Origin of the sequence: Kitasatospora sp. NA04385, assembly GCF_013364235.1 — a bacterium.
Taxonomy (GTDB): Bacteria; Actinomycetota; Actinomycetes; order Streptomycetales; family Streptomycetaceae; genus Kitasatospora.
This window is the reverse complement of sequence record NZ_CP054919.1, coordinates 2,927,753-2,943,606: the sequence shown is the minus strand read 5'-3', so window position 1 is coordinate 2,943,606 and position 15,854 is coordinate 2,927,753. Positions and strand designations below refer to the sequence as shown.

The following is a 15,854-nucleotide window of genomic DNA, read 5'->3' as shown; positions in this document are numbered from 1 at the left end:
CGTGAAGCGCAGGATGATCAACTCGCTGCTGGGCGTCGTCCTGGTGGTGGTCGCGGTGTTCTGCGTGCCGCTGGCCCTGATCGAGAAGCAGACGATCGTCAACGCCGCCAACGACCGGGTCGACGCGGTGGCGGTCCGGGTGCTCGGCCTGGTGGAGAGCCGGCTCGCCGCGGGCGAGCCGGTCAGCGGCGAGAAGTTCGCCGCCGTCGTCACCGGCGACGACTACCACGTCACGGTGGACATCCCCGGGCAGCAGCAGATCGCCCTCGGCCACCCCGTCGAGGGCGACGCGCTGACCGCCACCGAGACCGGCGCCAGCGGCGAGACCGTCACCGCCGCGCAGTCCCGCACCGCGCTCGACCACGAGATCGGCAACATGCTGCTGCTGCTCGGCGTGGTCGCGCTGCTGGCCGTCCAGGCCGCCGTGGCGCTCGCCGTCTGGCAGGCCAAGCGGCTGGCCCGGCCGCTCACCGACCTCGCCGAGACCGCCGAGCGCCTCGGCTCCGGCGACCCCCGCCCGCAGGGCCGCCGCTACGGCGTCCCCGAACTCGACCGGATCGCCGAGGTGCTGGACACCAGCGCCGAGCGGATCGCCCGGATGCTCACCGCCGAGCGCCGACTCGCCGCCGACGCCTCGCACCAGCTGCGCACCCCCCTCACCGCGCTCTCCATGCGGCTGGAGGAGATCACCGCGCTCGCCGAGGACCCGGAGACCGTCCGCGAGGAGGCCACCATCGGCCTCCAGCAGGTCGAGCGGCTCACCGACGTGGTGCAGCGGCTGCTCACCAACCAGCGCGACCCCAACAGCCCCACCGCGGTGACCTTCGGGCTCGACGAGGTGGTCAAGCAGCAGGTCGAGGAGTGGGCCCCGACCCTGCGCGACGGCGGGCGGCGGCTGGTCATCGAGGGCCTGCGCGAGGCCCGGGTGATCGGCACCCCGGGCACCGTCTCCCAGGTGCTGGCCACCCTGATCGAGAACTCGCTGATGCACGGCGCCGGCACCATCACGCTGCGGGTGCGCCGCTCCGGCAGCTCGGTGGTCGCCGAGGTCCAGGACGAGGGCCCGGGCGTCCCCCGGGAACTGGGCAACCGGGTCTTCGAACGGGCGGTCAGCGGCCGCAACTCCACCGGCATCGGGCTGGCCGTCGCCCGCGACCTGGCCGAAGCCGACGGCGGCCGCCTCGAACTGCTGTCGCTGCGACCGCCGGTGTTCGCGCTCTTCCTCGCCCGCGGGGACGACTGAACCCCCGGGCGCGGGCGGCTCAGGTCGCCAGCGCGGGGCGCTCCTCGGCGGCCAGCAGCAGCTCCGCCTCCTGCACCACCTCGGGGTCCTCCAGCTCCGGCATCGCCTTGAACACCCAGGTGCGGTAGGAGACGAAGCGGAAGGCGGTGCCCGCCACCAGGCCGACCACGTTCTTGGCGATGGTCTGGCTGAAGTGCGAGTGGTAGCCGAGCACGTGCACCGAGAAGGCCAGGATGCCGTTCTCGATCAGCAGGCCGATGCCGCTGAACAGCAGGAACAGCGTGATCTCCCGCTTGCGGGAGGCGGCGTCGCGGTCCTTGTAGAGCCAGAACCGGTAGCCCAGGTAGTTGGTGCCGATCGCCACCGCGCCGGAGATCACGCCCGCGGCCGAGTTGATCAGGCCGTCGGCCCGCAGGCAGACGTTGAAGACGATCAGGTTCACGAAGAAGCCGACGCCGCCGATGACGGCGAACCCCACCGCTTCCGCGGACAGCCCCCGCAACCGCTGGACCAGGGAGGGGCGCGTCTCGATGGTGCTCGTCATCCGGGCTGTCTCCGTCTACGTCTACTTCACATGGTCGGATAAGTAGGTGTCGTGCGATCCGGCCCACCAGGCTACCCGCACTCCGCGAGTGCTCCGGCCGCGATCCGGGCGCGCGCGACCCCCGCGCACGCCGGTGCGAGGGTCCCCACCGGCCCGGATATCCTGGAGCGCGTGACTGTAGCGGGCAATGCGAACTTTCCAGTGGTCGGAGTCATCGGCGGCGGGCAGCTCGCCCGCATGATGCACCAGGCGGGCATCCCGCTGGGCATCCGCTTCAAACTCCTCGCCGACACCCCCCAGGAGTCGGCCGCGCAGGTGGTCGGCACCACCGTGCTCGGCGACTACCGAGACCTCGACACGCTGCGGGCCTTCGCCGCCGACTGCGACGTGATCACCTTCGACCACGAGCACGTCCCCACCGAGCACCTGCGCGCCCTGCAGGCCGAGGGCGTCGCCGTCCGCCCCGGGCCGGACGCGCTGGTCAACGCCCAGGACAAGGGCGTCATGCGGGCCCGGCTCGACTCCATCGGCGTCCCCTGCCCCCGGCACCGCCTGGTCGCCGACCCGGCCGACGTCACCGCCTTCGCCGAGGAGGGCGAGGGCTACCCCGTCGTGCTGAAGACCGTCCGCGGCGGCTACGACGGCAAGGGCGTCTGGGTGGTGAAGGACGAGACCGAGGCCGCCGCCCCCTTCCTGGCCGGCGTCCCCGTCCTCGCCGAGGAGAAGGTCGACTTCCTGCGCGAGCTGGCCGCCAGCGTGGTCCGTTCGCCCAGCGGCCAGGCCGTCGCCTACCCGGTGGTGGAGTCCGTCCAGGAGAACGGCGTCTGCGCCGAGGTCACCGCCCCCGCGCCCGACCTCGACCCGGCCCTCTCCGACGAGGCCCAGCAGCTCGCCCTGCGGATCGCCGGCGAGCTCGACATCACCGGCCACCTCGCCGTCGAGCTGTTCCAGACCCGCGACGGCCGCATCCTGGTCAACGAGCTCGCGATGCGCCCGCACAACTCCGGCCACTGGTCCCAGGACGGCGCCGTCACCTCCCAGTTCGAGAACCACCTGCGCGCCGTCCTCGACCTCCCGCTCGGCGACCCCCGCCCGCGCGCCAAGTGGACCGTCATGGTCAACGTCCTCGGCGGCGACTACCCCGACATGTACCGCGCCTTCCTGCACTGCATGGCCCGCGACCCCGGCCTCAAGATCCACATGTACGGAAAGGACGTGAAGCCCGGCCGCAAGGTCGGCCACGTCAACGTCTTCGGGGACGACCTCGAAGACGTCCGCGAGCGCGCCCGCCACGCGGCCGCCTACCTGCGAGGAACGATCACCGAATGACCTCCCCCCTTGTCGGCATCGTGATGGGCTCCGACTCCGACTGGCCCGTGATGGAGGCCGCCGCGCAGGCGCTCGACGAGTTCGAGGTCCCGTACGAGGTCGACGTGGTCTCCGCGCACCGGATGCCGCGCGAGATGGTCGGGTACGGCGAGCAGGCGCACGGGCGCGGGCTGAAGGCGGTCATCGCCGGGGCCGGCGGGGCGGCGCACCTGCCCGGGATGCTGGCGTCGGTGACGCCGCTGCCGGTGATCGGCGTGCCGGTGCCGCTGCGGTACCTGGACGGGATGGACAGCCTGCTGTCGATCGTCCAGATGCCCGCCGGGGTGCCGGTGGCCACCGTGTCGGTCGCGGGCGCGCGCAACGCCGGGCTGCTCGCGGTCCGGATGCTGGCCGCCTTCGACGCCGAGCTGGCCGAGAAGATGGTCGAGTTCCAGGCCGAGCTGAACAACCAGGCCACCGAGAAGGGCCGCAAGCTGCGCGCCAAGGTGGCGGGGAACGACTCCTTCGGCTTCGGCAAGTAGTAGAACGGGGGGATGACCCCCGAACTGCTCGACCGCGCCCGGGCCGTCCTGCGCACCACGCCGGTGGTGGACGGCCACAACGACCTGCCCTGGGCGATGCGCGCCCAGGCCGGGTACGACCTCGACGCCGTCGACCTGACGGCCGACCAGAGCCACCGGCTGCACACCGACTTCGGCCGCCTGCGGGCAGGCGGGGTCGGTGCGCAGTTCTGGTCGGTCTACGTGCCCGCCGAGCTGTCGGGGGACGGCGCGGTCAGCGCGACGCTCGAACAGGTGGACTTCGTCAAGGAGATGACCGCCCGTCACCCGGAGCACCTGCGGCTCGCGCTGACCGCCGACGAGGTGGAGGCCGCCCGCGCCGAGGGCCGGATCGCCTCGCTGATGGGCGCCGAGGGCGGGCACTCCATCAACTCCTCGCTGGCCACCCTGCGCGCGCTGTACGAGCTGGGCGTGCGCTACCTGACGCTCACCCACAATTCCAACGTGCCGTGGGCGGACTCCGCCACCGACGAGCCCGTGCACGGCGGGCTGAGCGCGTTCGGCGAGGAGGTGGTCCGGGAGATGAACCGGCTCGGCATGCTGGTCGACCTCTCGCACGTCTCCGCCGACACCATGCGCGACGCGCTGCGGGTCTCCGAGGCGCCGGTGGTCTTCTCGCACTCCTCCGCCCGCGCGGTCTGCGACCACCCGCGCAACGTCCCCGACGACGTGCTGGCCCAGCTGCCCGCCAACGGCGGCGTCGCGATGGTCACCTTCGTGCCCAAGTTCGTGCTGCCCGCCGCCATCGAGTGGACGCTCGCCGCCGACGCCAACATGCGGGCCGAGGGCCTGCACCCGCTGGAGACGACCCCCGGGGCGATGGCCGTGCAGCGCGCGTACGAGGCCGCCCACCCCCGCCCGGTCGCCACCGCCGAGACCGTCGCCGACCACCTCGACCACATGCGGGAGGTCGCCGGCGTCGACCACATCGGCATCGGCGGCGACTACGACGGCACCGCCTTCACCCCGTCCGGCCTGGAGGACGTCTCCGGGTACCCGGTGCTGGTCGCCGAACTGCTGCGCCGCGGCTGGTCCGAGGTCGACCTCGCCAAGCTGACCTGGCACAACGCGCTGCGGGTGCTGCGCGGCGCCGAGACGGTCGCCACCCGGCTGCGGGCCGAGCGCCGCCCCTCGACCGCGACCCGCGAGCAGCTGGACGGCGCGTGAACGACGGCCCGCTTGACCTCGCCCCTGGGGCAGGCCGCAGCGTTGCCGGTGCGGAGGAGGAACGGCTGCTCACCACCGGTGAGTTCGCCCGCCGCGGCCTGCTGTCGCCGAAGGCGCTGCGGCTGTACGACCGGCAGGGGCTGCTGCCGCCGGACCGGATCGACCCGGACAGCGGCTACCGGTACTACCGGCCGGAGCGGCTGGCCACCGCGCGGCTGATCGTCCGGCTGCGCGGCCTGGACATGCCGCTGGCCACCGTCGCCGAGGTGCTCGCCCTGCCGGGCCCCGCGGCGGCGGAGCGGGTCGCCGCGTACTGGGCCGCCGTCGAACGGCGGACCGCCTCGCAGCGGACGCTGGCCGCGCACCTCCGCGTTCAACTCAGCGGACTGGAAGGGATCGACGAGATGTACCGGATCGAACAGCGCGAGGTGCCCGAGCAGTTGGTGCTCACCGAGCAGCGCCGGGCCAGGCCGGAGGAGCTGGACCGCTTCATCCCGGAGGCCACCGCCCGGCTGGAGGCCGTCGCGGCGGCCCACGGCGGCGTGGTGGCGGCCCCGTTCGTGGTCTACCACGGGCAGGTCGACGAGGACGCCGACGGCCCGGTGGAGGTCTGCGTCCCGATCGACCCGGCCCGCGCCGCGGGCCTGACCGCCGCGCACCGCACCGAGCCCGCGCACCGGGAGGCGTACACCACGGTCACCAAGGCGCAGGTGGAGTACCCGCAGATCCTCAGCGCCTACGACGCGGTCTGCGCCTGGACGGAGCAGCACGGCACTCCGCGGCTGGGCCCCGGCCGCGAGGTGTACTTCGCCGACTGGGCCGCGGCCGGGCCGGCCGACGCGGTCTGCGACATCGCCTTCCCGATCGGCGGCTGAGCGCCGGGGCCTCAGAGCCTCGGCAGCTCGATCGCCGGGCAGCGGTCCATCACCATGTCCAGCCCGGCCGCGCGGGTGCGGTCGAAGGCGGCCTCGTCGACCACCCCGAGCTGGAACCAGACCGCCTTCGCCCCCTTCTCGACCGCCTGGTCGGCGACCGCCCCGGCCAGCGCGGAGTTGACGAACACGTCCACCACGTCGACCGGGAACGGGACCTCGGCGAGCGAGGCGTAGCCCTGCTCGCCGAGCACCGTCTCGGCCTTCGGGTGCACCGGCACGATCCGCTTCCCGGCCCGCTGCAGCACCCGGGCCACGCCGTACGCGGCCCGCGCGGTGTTGTTCGACAGGCCGACCACGGCCCAGGTGTCGCCGGAGGAGGTGAGGACCTTCCGGACGGTGGCGTCGTCTCCGTAGCTCATGCCGGGGGCAACGGCGCCACCGCGCGGCTCATTCCGCCGAGGGCCGGCCCATCGCCCGGTAGGTCCAGCCGGCGGCCCGCCAGGCCTCGCCGTCCAGGACGTTGCGGCCGTCCAGCACGCGGCGCTCGGCGACCACCGCGCCGACCTCCGCCGGGTCCAGCTCGCGGAACTCCTGCCACTCGGTCAGGTGCAGCACCACGTGCGCGCCCTCGGCGGCCTCCAGCGGGGAGGCCGCGTAGGAGAGGCTGGGGAACATCTTGCGGGCGTTGTCCATCGCCTTCGGGTCGTAGACCGTGACCTGGGCGCCCTGCAGCTGGATCTGCCCGGCCACGTTCAGCGCGGGCGAGTCCCGGATGTCGTCCGAGTTCGGCTTGAACGCGGCGCCCAGCACCGCGACCCGGCGGCCCAGGAAGCCGCCGCCGCACTGCTCGCGGGCCAGCTCGACCATCCGGGAGCGGCGCCGCATGTTGATCGAGTCGACCTCGCGCAGGAAGGTCAGCGCCTGGTCCGCGCCCAGCTCGCCGGCCCGGGCCATGAACGCCCGGATGTCCTTGGGCAGGCAGCCGCCGCCGAAGCCCAGCCCGGCGTTCAGGAACTTCCGGCCGATCCGCTCGTCGTACGACAGCGCCCTGGACAGCTGCACCACGTCGGCGCCGGCGCTCTCGCAGACCTCGGCCATCGCGTTGATGAAGGAGATCTTGGTGGCCAGGAAGGAGTTCGCGGCGGCCTTCACCAGCTCGGCGGTCGGGAAGTCGGTCACCACGAACGGCACGCCGTCCGCGATCGGGCCCGCGTACACCTCGCGCAGCAGCCGCTCGGCGTGCTCGCTGCGCACGCCGACCACCAGCCGGTCCGGGTGCAGGGTGTCGTCCACCGCGAAGCCCTCGCGCAGGAACTCCGGGTTCCAGGCCAGTTCGGCCCGCTCGCCCACCGGGGCCAGCGAGGCCAGCCGCTCGGCCAGCCGGCTCGCCGAGCCCACCGGCACCGTCGACTTGCCGACCACCAGGACGGGCCGCTCCAGCAGCGGCGCCAGCGAGTCGACCGCGGCGTCCACGTAGCTCATGTCGGCGGCGAACTCGCCCTTGCGCTGCGGGGTGTTCACGCAGATGAAGTGCACGTCGCCGAAGGCCGCGACCTCCTCCCAGGAGTCGGTGAAGCGCAGCCGCCCGGTCGAACCCCCGTGCCCCGCGACGTGCTTGAGCAGCAGTTCCGACAGCCCGGGCTCGTACATCGGGACCCGGCCCGAGGCCAGGGCCGCCAGCTTCTCCCGGTCGACGTCGAGCCCCAGGACCTCGAACCCGAGCTCCGCCATGCACGCGGCATGCGTCGCGCCCAGGTAGCCGGTGCCGATCACCGTGATGCGGGGAGCCACGCGCATTCCCTTCGGTCCGGGCCGTACCAGGGGTGAGCGACGGCCGCAGCCACCGATGGTAGCCGCCCCGCCGAGCGGCGGGATGCGCGGATTTCCCGGTTTCGGCTCGAAGGTCCGTACGGGAGGTTCACAATGCCGCCATGAGTTCCAAGGGGCGGGGCGGCGAACCGGAGGAGGACCCCGGTTCGCTGAGCATCTTCGACCGTGACGAGGACGGCGAGGACGGCGGGGACGACGGGGACGGCGGCGGGGAGGACGCGGCGCAGGTGCCGGGGCGGCGCCGGCGGGGCCGCCGGCTGCTGCTGTGGACGCTGGCGGTGCTGCTGGTGCTGGGCGGCGGCGCGTTCGGCGGGCTGCTGTGGGTGGCCGACCACTACGCGTCCTCGGTGGAGCGCATCCCGAACGCCTTCCCGACCCTGGCCGCGTCCGAGCAGCCCCCGGCGGTGCCGCACAGCGGGCAGACCTTCCTGCTGGTCGGCCTGGACGCCCGCTCCGACGCGCCGACCACCGGCAGGGACGCCAAGGCGCCCGCCTGGCAGGCCGGGGCGCAGCGCAGCGACACGATGATGCTGATGCACATCTCGGCGGACCGGAAGTCGGTCTCGCTGGTGTCCATCCCGCGCGACACCTGGGTGCCCGTCCCGGGCCACGGCCGGGCGAAGATCAACGCGGCCTACTCCTGGGGCGGCCCGGCGCTGACGGTCCAGACCGTCCAGGACCTCACCAAGATCAAGATCGACCACATCGCGGTGATCGACTGGAACGGCTTCCGGGCCCTCACCGACGCGGTCGGCGGCGTGGACATCACCATCCCGCGCACCATCGAGGCCAAGGGCGACGCCCGCGAGTGGCTGGCCGGCACCCACCACATGGACGGCGCCGAGGCGCTGCTCTACGTCCGCGAGCGGCACGGCCTGCCCAACGGGGACCTCGACCGCACCAAGCGGCAGCAGAACTTCCTGCGCGCCCTGATGATCAAGACCATGAGCTCGGGCACCCTCTCCAGCCCGGCCAAGCTCACCGGCCTGCTCGGCACCATCGGCGACGTGGCCAGCGTCGACGACCGGCTCAGCAACACCGACCTGTACGACCTCGCCTGGAGCCTGCGCGACGTCCGCCCCGACGGCGTCCACTTCATGAACGCCCCGTTCGGCGGCTTCGACACCATCGACGGCCAGGCGGTGGTCCTGATGGACGACGGCGCGGCCGGCGTCCTGTGGAACGCCATGCGCACCGACCGGATGGACGCCTACCTGGCCGAGCACCGCACCAGCACCGACACCCTCGGGCAGGACGTCAGCTGACGGCCGTCGCCCGGCCCTGCTCGTGCACCCGCTGGCGCTCGCCGACCTTCCGGGCCGGGACGCCGGCCCAGATCTCGCCGGGCCCGGTGGAACGGGTCAGCACCGCGTTGGCGCCGACCACGGTGTCGGCGCCGACGGTGAGCGTCCCGCTCTTGCAGACGATCTTCGCCCCGGCGCAGACCACCACGCCGTCCTCCAGCACCACCCGCCGCATCGCGGACAGCTCCTGCGGCACCCACGGGTCGGCGCGCCCGATGGTGACGCCGTTGTAGAGGGTGACGTTCGCGCCCAGGGTGGTGTACGGGTGCAGGACGGTGCCGAAGCCGCGGTGGAAGACGACCAGGCCGGGGCCGACCTCGGCGGCGGCGGGCACCTCCATCCCGTAGAGGGCCAGGGCCTCCTGGACCAGGCGGCCGAACAGCCGGCTGCGGCGGCGGTAGATGAGGGCGGTCACCAGCGACATGGCCGTCATTGTCCCGCCGCCCGGGCCGCCGCGGGCCCGACGACGCGCCCCGCGGCGGCAGTTCGGATCCGCCGTGCGAATTCCGGACGCCGCCGCGGGGCGCGGGCGGGTGCCGCTGCGGTTACTTGGCGGCTACTTGGCGGCGGGGACGGCGGTGTCGTTGCGCATCGCCTCGAAGACCGCCTTGGACTTGGCCTCGTCCCACTTGACGGCGGACTCGCCGGTGGGGGTGCGGTAGTCCGGGTTGCCGATCGGGACGGTGATGGTCTTGCCGTCGCCGCCGGTGACGCCCTTCATGGCCAGGAACATCGAGCCCAGGTCGGTCAGCCCGGCGTCGTCGTCCACGATCACGGTGTCCAGGCCGGCCGAGACCAGCGGGTAGAAGGTGAACGGGTTGAGCAGGGTCGACGGGGAGGCGGCCTGCTTGGCCAGCGCGCCGAGGAACTTCTGCTGGTTGCGCATCCGGCCGAGGTCCTGGTCGGCCATCTGGTGGCGCTGCCGGACGAAGGCCAGCGCCTGCTTGCCGTTCAGGGTCTGGGTGCCGGCCTGCAGGTCGAGGCCGGAGTCCTTGTCCTTGACCGGCTGCTCGATGTTCATCTCGACGCCGCCGACGGCGTCCACCAGGCCGACGAAGCCGGCGAAGCCGATCTCCGCGTAGTGGTCGATCCGCAGGTTCATGTTGGTCTCGACGGTCTGCACCAGCAGGCGCCCGCCGCCGGCCGCGAACGCCGCGTTGATCTTGCGGGTGGCGGCCGGGACGGTCTTGCCGCTGCCCGAGGTGTCCTGGTGGGCGGGGATCTGCACCCAGGAGTCGCGCGGGATCGACATCAGGGTGTTCCCGTTGTCGCCGATGTGCAGGATCATCATCGAGTCGCTGCGCTTGCCCTCGGCGGAGCCGGTGTGCAGGTCCTGCTCGTCGGCGTCGGTGAGACCGGCCCGGCTGTCCGAGCCGACGATCAGCCAGTTGGTGCCCTTGCCCGCGGCCGGCCGGCCCGGGTAGTCGGCCAGCACGTTCTCGTGGTGCAGCTTGCCGTCCGCCCAGAAGTAGGTGCCGATCATGGTCACCAGCAGCACGAGGACCAGGCTCAGCACCGAGTAGCCGACGATCCTCCTGCGCGAGCGGCGCGGCCGGGCGGCCCCGGGCCCGCCCGGGCGCGCACCGGCCCCCGGACCGGCCGGGTCCGGCTCGGGCCGGTACGGCGGCTGCCCGTGCGGCGGCTGCCCGCCGTACGGGGGCTGTCCGCCGCCGCCCCCGCTGTAGGGGGGCTGCTGGCCACCGCCGCCGTACGGGGGCTGCTGCCCGCCGCCGTGCGGGCGGCCGCCGTCGGGTCGGTCCTGCTGGGCGGGACGGGAGAGTGGGACGCCCGTGCCGCGCGGGTTCAGCTCCGGCGGCAGCGGCGGTTCGGCCGCCGCTCCGCCCTGGCCCCGCGCCGCGTCGCCCTGCCCGTATGCGCCGCCCCCCGGGCGCTCCTGCCACGTGTTCATGGGGGAAGGATGCCCGAACCGGGGGCCGCGCAGTGATCGCGGGGGCGCCCCGGGCCCCGTTGTGGCCGTTTTGATGCAGGGCGGGGACGGTTCGGAGCACTGTTCACCAGGCGGGCACGGCCTTGACCCGCCGAAACCGGGCGTGTTTGCATGAACGTATGGAGCAGCGTCAGGTCCTCACCCGTCGGCGGCACGTCGACCACGGTCGGGTGTCCTGCTCGCTGTGTCACGGCTGACGACCCCGCCGCGCACTCACCCGGGCGACCTGCGCCCTCGCCCATCCCCTCCCTTCCCAGGCCGCGGCACGCCCGCGGCCGCCCGCTCCGAGGTGACTCCATGGCCGTGATCCTGTCCGTCTCCGGTTCCCCGTCCGCGACCTCCCGCACCACCCGGCTGCTGCGCCACGTCGACCGCCGGCTCGTCTCGCACGGGCACCGGGTCCACGCGCTGGACGCCCGCTCGCTGCCCGCCGCCGCGCTGCTCGCCGCGGACACCTCGGACCCGGCGATAGCCCGGGCCGTCGAGCTGTTCGAGCGGGCCGACGGCGTGGTGATCGGCACCCCGGTCTACAAGGCCGCGTACTCGGGCCTGCTGAAGGCCCTGCTCGACCTGCTGCCGCAGTACGCGCTGCGCGGCAAGACGGTGCTCCCGCTGGCCACCGGCGGCTCCACCGCGCACGTGCTGGCGGTGGACTACGCGCTGCGGCCGGTGCTGAGCTCGATGGGCGCCGGGCACGTCACCCAGGGCTGGTTCGTGCTGGACCGGCACGTCGGCGTGCGCGAGGACGGCGGCACCGAGCTGGAGCGCGAGACCGAGGTGCTGCTGAACCCGGTGGTGGACGCGTTCTCCGCCGCGCTCGCCCCCCGGGTGGAGTTCGCCGTCGCCGGCTGACCGTTCGCCGACGAAGCCGCCCCGACCGGGGCCCGGGACCCTCAGAGCGCGCCGCGCGAACCCCTAGGGGAGAGGGCCCGGGCCCCGGACGCTTTCCCGGGACGGTGCTCAGCCCGGTGGAGGACGACCGCCGCCGGGCCCCGCTCCTACCGTGGAGCCGTTCCCGCGGGCCCCACCTCCGAAGGTGGGGCCAGCCCCACCCCGAAGACGGAAGCCAGCCGGATTCCGCGCAGGGGGGTGCGCCCGGAAGGCTGGGGGCCGACGGTGAACCCCACGACGAGGAGCATCAGTGACCACGGCAGCGAGCGCCGCCCACCTCTCACCCCTGCCGGAGCGGGACGGCACCGCCGCCCGGGCCCGGCAGGTCACCAAGGCGTACGGCGCGGGGGAGACCCGGGTGACGGCGCTGGACGCGGTCGACGTCGACATCGAGCGCGGCCGCTTCACCGCGATCATGGGCCCGTCGGGCTCCGGCAAGTCGACGCTGATGCACTGCCTGGCCGGGCTGGACACCGTCTCCGCGGGGCGGATCTGGATCGGCGACACCGAGGTCACCGGGCTGAAGGACAAGCAGCTGACCAAGCTCCGCCGGGACAAGATCGGCTTCATCTTCCAGGCGTTCAACCTGCTGCCCACGCTGAACGCGGTGGAGAACATCACGCTGCCGATGGACATCGCGGGCCGCAAGCCCGACCAGGCCTGGCTGCAGCAGGTGATCGACACCGTCGGCCTGTCCGGCCGGCTCAAGCACCGCCCCGGCCAGCTCTCCGGCGGCCAGCAGCAGCGCGTCGCGGTGGCCCGCGCGCTGGCCGCCCGGCCCGAGATCATCTTCGGCGACGAGCCCACCGGCAACCTCGACTCCCGCTCCGGCGCCGAGGTGCTCGGCTTCCTGCGCCGCTCGGTGGACGAACTCGGCCAGACCATCGTGATGGTCACCCACGACCCGGTCGCCGCCGGCCACGCGGACCGGGTGCTGTTCCTCGCCGACGGCGCGATCGTCGACGAGATGCACAACCCCACCGCCGACTCCGTCCTGACCCGCATGCGCCGTTTCGACGGCAAGCGCACCAGCTGAGACGGGGCCCGGAACCATGCTGCTCAAGACCTCGCTGCGGAGCTTCTTCGCCCACAAGTGGCGCCTGCTGCTCTCCCTGCTCGCCGTGGTGCTCTCGGTCGCCTTCGTGGCCGGCACCCTGGTCTTCTACAACACCGCCACCAGCACCTTCGACAAGCTGTTCGCCTCCACCGCCTCCGACCTCTCGGTCTCCAAGGCCAAGGACGAGATCGCCGACAACGGCCCCGGCCCGGTGCCCGGCATCCCCGTCGACACCCAGCGCAGGCTCGCCGCCGAGCCCGGCGTCAAGGCCGCGATCGGCCAGGTCATGACCGCCGACGCGACCCTGGTCGACCCCGCCACCAACAAGGTGATCGGCCCGACCTCCGGCGCCCCCACCCTCACCGGCAACTGGACCGACACCCCGCGCAACTCCGTCGAGATCACCTCCGGCCACGCCCCGCAGGGCGCGGACCAGCTGGTGCTGGACGCCGACACCGCGCAGAAGGCCCACCTCGGCCTCGGCTCCCGGGTGCGGATCATCACCGGCGCCGACCACGACTTCACCGTCGCCGGCATCGCCACCTTCCGCACCACCAACCCCGGCGCCGCCCTCGCCTTCCTGGACACCCCCACCGCCCAGCGGATCCTGCTCGGCACCGAGGCCTACACCTCCGTCGAGGTGTTCGGCGACGGCACCCGCACCGACGAGCAGCTCAAGGCCGCCGCGCTGGCCGACCTCGGCACCGGCTTCCAGGCCAGGACCGCCGCCGAGCAGCAGAAGGAGAACTCCGACGGCATCGGCTCCTTCCTGGACTTCATGAAGTACGCGATGCTCGGCTTCGCCGTCCTCGCGGCCGGCGTCGGCGGCTTCCTGATCGTCAACACCTTCTCCATGCTGGTCACCCAGCGCACCCGGGAGATCGGCCTGCTGCGCGCCGTCGGCGGCAGCCGCTCCCAGGTCAACCGCTCGGTGCTGACCGAGGGCCTGATCCTCGGCGTGCTCGGCTCCACCCTGGGCATCGGCGCCGGCCTCGGCCTCGCGCTCGGCCTGATCCGGCTGATGAAGGCCGCCGGGATGAACCTGGACGCCTCGCTGGAGATCACCTGGACGGTGCCGGCGGTGTCGTACGCGGTCGGCGTGCTGGTGACGCTGTTCGCCGCGCTCGTCCCGGCCCGCCGCGCCTCCCGGATCACCCCGATGGCCGCGCTGCTCGACCACGCCGCCCCCGTCGAGCCGGGCGCCAACCGGCTGCGCGCCGTGCTCGGCGCGCTGGCCACCGCCGTCGGCGCGGCCGCCCTGGTGCTGGCCGCCTCCTCCGGCGGCTCCACCGGCGGCCTGCTGATCGGCCTCGGCGTGCTCACCACCCTGGTCGGCGCCGTGGTGCTCGGCCCGCTGCTGGTCTCCGGCCTGCTCCGGCTGCTCGGCGGCGCGCTGCCCGCCCTGTTCGGCCCGGCCGGCCGCCTCGCCCAGCGCAACGTCATGCGCAACCCGCGCCGCACCGGCTCCACCGCCGCCGCCCTGATGATCGGCCTGGCCGTGGTGATCGGCGCCTCCGTGGTCACCTCCTCGATGGTCTCCTCGATGACCGACCAGATCGACGGCTCGGTCGGCGCCGACTACGTGGTCGACGGCGGCCGGAGCACCATCGGCCAGGCCGCGGTCGACGCCGCCCGGCGCACCCCGGGCCTGGACCACCTCACCGAGGAGAAGCACGTCGGCGCCCGGTTCACCCTCCCCGACGGCGCCCGGGTCCTCGACCGGGTCACCGCCGCCGAGCCGGGCTACCTGCGCGACTTCCGCCTCCCGATCGCCTCCGGCAGCGCCGAGGCCGCGTTCGCCGGGGACGGCCTGGCCATCGGCCAGGACTTCGCCGACGAGCACCACCTCAAGGTCGGCGACCCGATCGCCGTCGCCTACGGCACCGAGGCCGGCGCCGCCGGCCAGACCCTGCGGGTCGCCGCGGTCGTCAAGAGCGGCAACCAGCTGTTCGACGGCCAGTTCCTCACCTCGATCGACACCGTCGGCAAGGTCCTCGACGTGAAGGCCGTCCCGGACTCCGTGCTGTTCGCCGGTGCCGCGCCCGGCACCGACCGGGCCACCGTCCTCGCCGACCTGCAGAAGTCGCTGGCTGACCACCCGCAGCTGACCGTCCAGGACAAGGCCGGCTACAAGACGATGATCAAGGACCAGGTCAACCAGCTGCTCGCCATGGTCTACGGCCTGCTCGGCCTGACGATCGTGGTCGCCGTCCTCGGCGTGGTCAACACCCTGGCCCTGTCGGTCGTCGAACGCACCCGCGAGATCGGCCTGCTGCGCGCCATCGGCCTCTCCCGCCGCCAACTGCGCCGGGTGGTCCGGCTGGAGTCCGTGGTCATCGCGCTGTTCGGCGCCGTCCTCGGCAGCGCGCTCGGCCTCTCCTGGGGCGTCACCGCCCGCTCGGTGCTGGCCGACAACGGCCTGACCATCCTCACCGTCCCGACCGGCACCGTGGTCGCCGTCCTGGTCGGATCGGTGGTCATCGGCCTGGTCGCCGCCCTCGTCCCGGCCTTCCGCGCCGCCCGGATGAACGTGCTGGCCGCCATCGCCTCCGACTGACCGCCCGGCACCGCCGCGTACGGCCCGGTACGGCCCGGCACCGCCCGCCCATCGCCCGGCCGCCGCCCGCCTCCCGCACCGCGGGGGGCGGGCGGCGGCCGTCCGCACCGCCCTGTCACAATCACCCGCATGCCGCACCCCGCCGCTCCGCCACTGCCCGCCGCACCCGCGCTGACCGGTGCCGACGCCGAACAGTGGCGGGCCGCCCGGGTGTGGCAGCGGCTGGAGAGCCCCTGGCTGGCCCTGCTGCCCGTCGCGACCGTCGCGCTCGCCGTCACCACCGACGACGGCTCGGCGGCCGGCTGCGCCCCGGCCGCCGGGTGCGCCGTCCCGTACGCCGCGAGCGCCGTGCCCGGGCTGCTGCTGGCCGAATTCCTGGTCCTGCTGCTCCGCCCGCGCCGCAGCTTCGCGGTGCCCGCCGTGGTGGGCGTCCTGCTCTGGGTGATACCGGACGGCCTGCCCACCGGCTGGGCCCGCACCGTCGCCGGGCTGCTGCACCTCGCCGTCGCCGCCGCGCTCCTCCGCACCGCCCGCGGCCGCACCCGCGCC

14 protein-coding genes are annotated in these 15,854 nt (G+C 73.7%); 9 read left to right on the top strand and 5 right to left on the bottom strand.

What is annotated here, in order from left to right; translation table 11 throughout:
- The first annotated feature begins 1 nt into the window (after position 1).
- Positions 2-1,243, top strand: a complete 1,242-nt coding sequence (locus HUT16_RS12805) for a HAMP domain-containing histidine kinase (protein WP_176188344.1) — start codon at positions 2-4, stop codon at positions 1,241-1,243.
- Between the two features lie 19 nt (positions 1,244-1,262).
- On the opposite strand, the gene HUT16_RS12800 is transcribed toward HUT16_RS12805, so the two are convergent.
- A complete protein-coding gene (locus HUT16_RS12800) occupies positions 1,263-1,787 on the bottom strand; it encodes a GtrA family protein (RefSeq protein ID WP_176188343.1) in 525 nt (174 codons plus the stop codon).
- 237 nt (positions 1,788-2,024) lie between these two features.
- On the opposite strand from HUT16_RS12800, the gene HUT16_RS12795 reads away from it, so the two are divergent.
- From HUT16_RS12795 to HUT16_RS12780, 4 genes are read left to right on the top strand one after another with little or no spacing between them, the layout of a single operon-like run.
- The gene (locus HUT16_RS12795; protein ID WP_254898297.1) at positions 2,025-3,116 is read left to right on the top strand and encodes a 5-(carboxyamino)imidazole ribonucleotide synthase; all 1,092 of its coding nucleotides are present in this window, start codon (positions 2,025-2,027) and stop codon (positions 3,114-3,116) included.
- The gene (gene purE / locus HUT16_RS12790) at positions 3,113-3,637 is read left to right on the top strand and encodes a 5-(carboxyamino)imidazole ribonucleotide mutase (protein WP_176188342.1); all 525 of its coding nucleotides are present in this window, start codon (positions 3,113-3,115) and stop codon (positions 3,635-3,637) included. The genes HUT16_RS12795 and purE overlap by 4 nt, the downstream gene beginning before the upstream one ends.
- Before the next feature lie 12 nt (positions 3,638-3,649).
- Positions 3,650-4,843, top strand: coding sequence for a dipeptidase (locus HUT16_RS12785; RefSeq protein WP_176188341.1), 1,194 nt, complete (start codon positions 3,650-3,652; stop codon positions 4,841-4,843).
- Entirely contained in the window at positions 4,840-5,718 is an 879-nt protein-coding gene (locus HUT16_RS12780; RefSeq protein WP_217712057.1) for a MerR family transcriptional regulator, read from the top strand. Before HUT16_RS12785 ends, HUT16_RS12780 begins: the two co-directional genes overlap by 4 nt.
- Positions 5,719-5,729: 11 nt before the next feature.
- On the opposite strand, the gene HUT16_RS12775 is transcribed toward HUT16_RS12780, so the two are convergent.
- Together HUT16_RS12775 and HUT16_RS12770 are read right to left on the bottom strand one after the other, a co-directional pair.
- The gene (locus tag HUT16_RS12775) at positions 5,730-6,137 is read right to left on the bottom strand and encodes a CoA-binding protein (protein WP_176188339.1); all 408 of its coding nucleotides are present in this window, start codon (positions 6,135-6,137) and stop codon (positions 5,730-5,732) included.
- A 28-nt stretch (positions 6,138-6,165) separates the two neighbouring features.
- The gene (locus tag HUT16_RS12770; RefSeq protein WP_176188337.1) at positions 6,166-7,509 is read right to left on the bottom strand and encodes a UDP-glucose/GDP-mannose dehydrogenase family protein; all 1,344 of its coding nucleotides are present in this window, start codon (positions 7,507-7,509) and stop codon (positions 6,166-6,168) included.
- Between the two features lie 140 nt (positions 7,510-7,649).
- Here HUT16_RS12770 and HUT16_RS12765 point away from each other — a divergent pair, with 140 nt between their 5' ends.
- Positions 7,650-8,813, top strand: coding sequence for an LCP family protein (locus tag HUT16_RS12765; RefSeq protein ID WP_176188335.1), 1,164 nt, complete (start codon positions 7,650-7,652; stop codon positions 8,811-8,813).
- Here the strand turns inward: HUT16_RS12765 and HUT16_RS12760 are convergent.
- Both HUT16_RS12760 and HUT16_RS12755 read right to left on the bottom strand, forming a co-directional pair.
- Positions 8,806-9,276: a serine O-acetyltransferase gene (locus HUT16_RS12760; RefSeq protein ID WP_176188333.1), complete on the bottom strand. Its 471-nt coding sequence runs from the start codon at positions 9,274-9,276 to the stop codon at positions 8,806-8,808. The two genes, HUT16_RS12765 and HUT16_RS12760, sit on opposite strands and share 8 nt — an antisense overlap.
- A gap of 132 nt (positions 9,277-9,408) precedes the next feature.
- Positions 9,409-10,761, bottom strand: coding sequence for an LCP family protein (locus tag HUT16_RS12755; RefSeq protein WP_176188331.1), 1,353 nt, complete (start codon positions 10,759-10,761; stop codon positions 9,409-9,411).
- Between the two features lie 336 nt (positions 10,762-11,097).
- Here HUT16_RS12755 and ssuE point away from each other — a divergent pair, with 336 nt between their 5' ends.
- The 3 genes from ssuE (at position 11,098) to HUT16_RS12740 (ending at position 15,305) form a co-directional block, all read left to right on the top strand.
- Positions 11,098-11,652, top strand: coding sequence for an NADPH-dependent FMN reductase (gene ssuE / locus HUT16_RS12750; protein ID WP_176188329.1), 555 nt, complete (start codon positions 11,098-11,100; stop codon positions 11,650-11,652).
- Between the two features lie 289 nt (positions 11,653-11,941).
- Entirely contained in the window at positions 11,942-12,727 is a 786-nt protein-coding gene (locus tag HUT16_RS12745; RefSeq protein WP_254897787.1) for an ABC transporter ATP-binding protein, read from the top strand.
- A gap of 16 nt (positions 12,728-12,743) precedes the next feature.
- The gene (locus HUT16_RS12740) at positions 12,744-15,305 is read left to right on the top strand and encodes an ABC transporter permease (RefSeq protein ID WP_176188327.1); all 2,562 of its coding nucleotides are present in this window, start codon (positions 12,744-12,746) and stop codon (positions 15,303-15,305) included.
- Positions 15,306-15,854 lie beyond the last annotated feature (549 nt).

Bases quoted from the DNA above. Each gene is read 5' to 3' on its own strand.
- HUT16_RS12800 (WP_176188343.1), bottom strand. From the start codon at position 1,787: ATGACGAGCACCATCGAGACGCGCCCCTCCCTGGTCCAGCGGTTGCGG.
- HUT16_RS12795 (WP_254898297.1), top strand. From the start codon at position 2,025: ATGATGCACCAGGCGGGCATCCCGCTGGGCATCCGCTTCAAACTCCTC.
- purE (WP_176188342.1), top strand. From the start codon at position 3,113: ATGACCTCCCCCCTTGTCGGCATCGTGATGGGCTCCGACTCCGACTGG.
- HUT16_RS12785 (WP_176188341.1), top strand. From the start codon at position 3,650: ATGACCCCCGAACTGCTCGACCGCGCCCGGGCCGTCCTGCGCACCACG.
- HUT16_RS12775 (WP_176188339.1), bottom strand. From the start codon at position 6,137: ATGAGCTACGGAGACGACGCCACCGTCCGGAAGGTCCTCACCTCCTCC.
- HUT16_RS12765 (WP_176188335.1), top strand. From the start codon at position 7,650: ATGAGTTCCAAGGGGCGGGGCGGCGAACCGGAGGAGGACCCCGGTTCG.
- HUT16_RS12760 (WP_176188333.1), bottom strand. From the start codon at position 9,276: ATGTCGCTGGTGACCGCCCTCATCTACCGCCGCCGCAGCCGGCTGTTC.
- HUT16_RS12755 (WP_176188331.1), bottom strand. From the start codon at position 10,761: ATGAACACGTGGCAGGAGCGCCCGGGGGGCGGCGCATACGGGCAGGGC.
- ssuE (WP_176188329.1), top strand. From the start codon at position 11,098: ATGGCCGTGATCCTGTCCGTCTCCGGTTCCCCGTCCGCGACCTCCCGC.
- HUT16_RS12740 (WP_176188327.1), top strand. From the start codon at position 12,744: ATGCTGCTCAAGACCTCGCTGCGGAGCTTCTTCGCCCACAAGTGGCGC.